The organism is Planktothrix sp. (genome assembly GCF_046067725.1).
Taxonomy (GTDB): domain Bacteria; phylum Cyanobacteriota; class Cyanobacteriia; order Cyanobacteriales; family Microcoleaceae; genus Planktothrix.
In genome coordinates this window covers 1-4,124 of the sequence record NZ_JBJUDF010000179.1, presented here as the reverse complement: position 1 = coordinate 4,124, position 4,124 = coordinate 1, and the positions used below count along the sequence as shown (strand labels likewise).

Sequence of the window (4,124 nt, the reverse complement as noted above, 5' to 3'; positions counted from 1 at the left end):
TCTTCTATCATTTAGGGGGGGTGTCAGTGTTTTAGACGTGGTTTTGTTGGGTAAGTATATTTACTTATAATATTTTGTTGTTGAGTTCGTTGTGGGGGTGTGATACCCCATTAAATACCCCCACACTCTAAAAACCTTGTGGTTATGGGATTTTTTACCCCGTGCTACCCCCTAAAACAAATTAAAACTGGGTATAGGACGGGCATAATACACAATACTACAAAAACGCTGTAACCTTTACACCATAATCGATTCCACTGTACAGTCTGCTTAACACCCTGAAAAAATTTTGCTTCACACCCCCACAAAACCCCCCAAACCTATACAGCAAGGGAGATACAGCTTAAAATGTTATGGAACACAACACCCCAAAAACAAAAAAACCCCTAACCAATGGCTAGGGGATGGACTAGGGATTAATCTTTAGAGAGTTTTTCACCCCATTTCTTAACCGCAGCAACTTCTATCGCGTTTTCAGATTTTTTAGCGGTTTCATAACGTTTTTCAAGTTTCTTTAATTCTGATAAACTCGCAACCCTAGAACTTTTTGGAGAATGGGAATAAAAGACTTTTTTAACATTTACTGAATCATGGGGAAGTAGAGGATAGTTACCATCACTTTTCTTTTTAATTTGGTAATCAGATAATGATAACAATTCAGATGTGTCAATTTCAACTTTTAAGGGGGTATTATTTTCAATTGCTTTAAATAAATCCAAAGCTAAAGGATTGATGACCTTTGATTTTATAGAATCATCCCAAACTTTTGGCATACCTCTAAACGCTATTGTATAACCGCTATTATTTGGTTTTTCTAAGTAATAATCAACTTTAGAGTGTAGAATCAACTTAGTATAAATATCCTTAGTTTCAAACTCGAATTGGTTGTAATTAAATATATCAATATCAAAAATACTGGATAAATGTTCCCACGCTTTTTTATCGATAATATTTAGACAAGTGTATTTATTTTTCTTATCATCAATATCAGGAATAATACCCAAATTTTCTAACATTAATTTGTAACAATTTGGATTATTAAAATTAATTTCAAAACCCATTAATGGTTTTTTATAACAAAAACGATTTTTTCCTTCAGATAGTTTATCGCGATGTAAACCCTCTAAAAGATTTAACGATTTTTTCTTATAAAAAAGAACATTATTAACATCGAATACTCCCCCATCTGTAATAGACATGACTGAATGAAATCCTTTACCCATACACCATGCCAAACATCTAGCACGTGCTGTGATGTTGTTACCAATAACTACACTTGATACACAAGCGTTTTCAATACTAAAAAACTCTGAAGCAATAGTACCATAAATGGTGTTTATGATAAGTTTTAAAAATGTATTCATAGGCGTTTTTTTAGGATGTTTTTTACGTTCTAATAATAATGTTGTGATTAAACCCTTTAATTCAATCCTTATCCAATTTTTACTAGCTTTAATCAATGTATCGGTATCTTTTGACAGTGTAGCACCCTCTAACATTTCATCTGTAGGGGTTGAAACCTCATCAGACTTCTTATAAATTAAACTACAGTTTATCACAGCATTTTTCTTAATCCATCCCCATTCTTGATTACTTGCAACTGTTTTCAAAATTTGTAATGAATCATGAGTTAGTGTTGCGTAATGGATGACTGATGTAGTCGTACACATTGACGCATCATAAACTTTTTTACCATCATCATCTATTTCAAAACCTTGATTATCAAAACCTTGTATTACATAATTCCAAAAACTGAATTTTTCCTCAGTTTTTGATATTAATAAATCTTGTTTAAATTTGAATTTTGATTTTGAATTATCCCATGATATTCTTGCACACCATAAACCAGGTATTAATTCTTTTTCATATTTATTTAACCAATCTTCTACTATCATTGGTTCTGTAATAATACTGGGAATACCTATCGCATAAAGTTGATTTTTTAACCCATTGCCATAGCATCCCGAAATATCAATATCTATTAAATTGCCTACTAAAATATCTAAATCTCTTTCTCTAACTGTTCTACCTCCATCTACCATAGCACCATAGATTAAAGCTTTTTCTTTAATTAATTTAGAGATGTTTGTAATCCCTTCAGAACCCGCTAAATTATGTATTTTATATAATGTCTTAGAATCTATTTTTAGAATGTTACAGAACCAATCATTGAGTAGTCTGGCTACAATTTTACCCGTAGACATCCCCCATGATATTTGTTTTTCAACACCGATTAATTCTGCAATATGATTATAAAAATTATCAGTTTCTCTCTTAACTTTAATTAGTGGTGTATCTCCCATACAATAGGCTTTGTATTTATTAGAGTTTTCAATGTATCTTAAATCCATACGTTTTTTTTCATCAGAAGTATATTCATCTTTAGTTAACATTTCAATCCCAACATTATTAGCATAATTTTTGAGATTATCGTTACCTTGCATAGCACAAATATCAACGATTTTAAAACTTATTTTATAATTTCTCATTCTACCATTGTTTTTATCGGGAAGTGTCGCTATATAAGGTAATCCAATAGAGTCGGAACAAAACCCACCTTTAGAATTATTAATGATATTTTGAACACTGATACGTCTAGTTCTGGATAATTTTGGTAAAACTAATTTTTCATAATCTTTAGTATTTTTAAACAAAAATTCAATATCTTTAAAACTAAAGAATATTAATATTACTAAAGTAACGTAATTTTTATAATTAACACCTTCTAATTTTTTACCTACTTTAAAACCATATACATCTTCTAAAAAATCAAGTATAGCAAAATCATGTTTGAAGATTTTATCACCAATCTTTTTCGTGTGTTTTAGAACGTCTTTGGAAGCATTAGGATGGATGTAAAACCTAGCATTCCCTTGCTCATCTTCTATTGTTAATGATAGAGGTTCTGTAGGGTTATCCAGCTTAGGAACAAACTCAGAATCAGTTGCTAAAATTATTTTCATAATGTATAATATATATAGATAGAATTGTAGTGAAGTCGAATATATTGATTACTCCTAAAGTTAAGGATACCCACCTATTTTAATAGGCGGGTTATTATTTTTTTACGCTTCAGTTTCTTCTGTTGTTTCGGTTTCTGTCACTGTTTTGGATTTTTTACCTGACTTTTTCTCTTTTTCCGCTTTGGGTTTTGCTAGGGGTTTGATGGTTTCTGCATTAATCTCCCAATACTTCTTATCGTTCAAAAATACTTTTCCGGTAAAAACTTTTTGACAATTTAGAAGACAAAATTTTTCCAACTCATCAAAATTTAATTCCGGTGCTTCAGTGACTCCAAAACCATCATCATCTTCTGGGATATCCTCTACTTCAAAACCGTCGGAATCTTCAGTTGTAGCGACATCTCCCATGATTTGATTGTAGATGTCCATCAAAACTTTTGGCTTAAGACCCATATTAATCAATGCTTTACAAAAGTTTGATTGGACATCAAAAACTTTACCTGACGAGATATTAATAAAAGTAGACGTACCACGAATTTTACCCATCACTTCAAACTTAAGGTTGTTTAATTGATAATCACGTCCTGAATCCTTAGTTTTTCCGGTTTTAATTTCTAGTCCAACAAAGGTGAGTTTAGCCTCTCCGTTGGCATTTAAAGCGGGTTGAAATGGTGCTGTGAACAAAGACATAGTATCGATACTCCATTAAGTTTGTGTATAGGCGGTTTTGCCTCACATCTATTACTGTATACGCTATGAATTAAAAATCGTATATTCTTAATATTTTCTTAAGATTTGACTTGTAACTATGTAGTATTGTATTACAAGTGTATTTATGTCATGATGGATGTATAACCAACATTTTTAGGTATAGCCATGAGCGATTTAACACGATTCAAATTTTCAGGATTACAACTATGTAAATTAGTTGGAATATCTCATCATCAATTTCAATCAATTAAGCAAGCAGGATTGATTGAAAATAAACCTAAATACAATATTGATGAGATAATTTATGTTTTCATCACCAATTTTTTTAGGGAACTAAACAAGTCATGGTCAACAATAAAAATTTTTTATGATGATATTTTTGGGATTAATAAAATTAATAAAATCCCTTTCATTAAGATTGATAGTATTATCATTAATTTTGAGAAAAAA

General features: G+C 30.8%; 3 protein-coding genes. 1 reads left to right on the top strand and 2 read right to left on the bottom strand.

The window, feature by feature from the left end; translation table 11 throughout:
• Positions 1–416: 416 nt before the first annotated feature.
• Both ACKPEB_RS10915 and ACKPEB_RS10910 read right to left on the bottom strand, forming a co-directional pair.
• Positions 417–2,963: a hypothetical protein gene (locus ACKPEB_RS10915; protein WP_408964915.1), complete on the bottom strand. Its 2,547-nt coding sequence runs from the start codon at positions 2,961–2,963 to the stop codon at positions 417–419.
• A gap of 102 nt (positions 2,964–3,065) precedes the next feature.
• On the bottom strand, positions 3,066–3,653 hold the full coding sequence (locus ACKPEB_RS10910; RefSeq protein ID WP_408964914.1) for a hypothetical protein: 588 nt from the start codon (positions 3,651–3,653) through the stop codon (positions 3,066–3,068).
• Between the two features lie 186 nt (positions 3,654–3,839).
• Here ACKPEB_RS10910 and ACKPEB_RS10905 point away from each other — a divergent pair.
• Positions 3,840–4,124, top strand: a 285-nt coding sequence (locus ACKPEB_RS10905) for a hypothetical protein (protein ID WP_408964913.1), incomplete at its 3' end; no start/stop codon positions are given.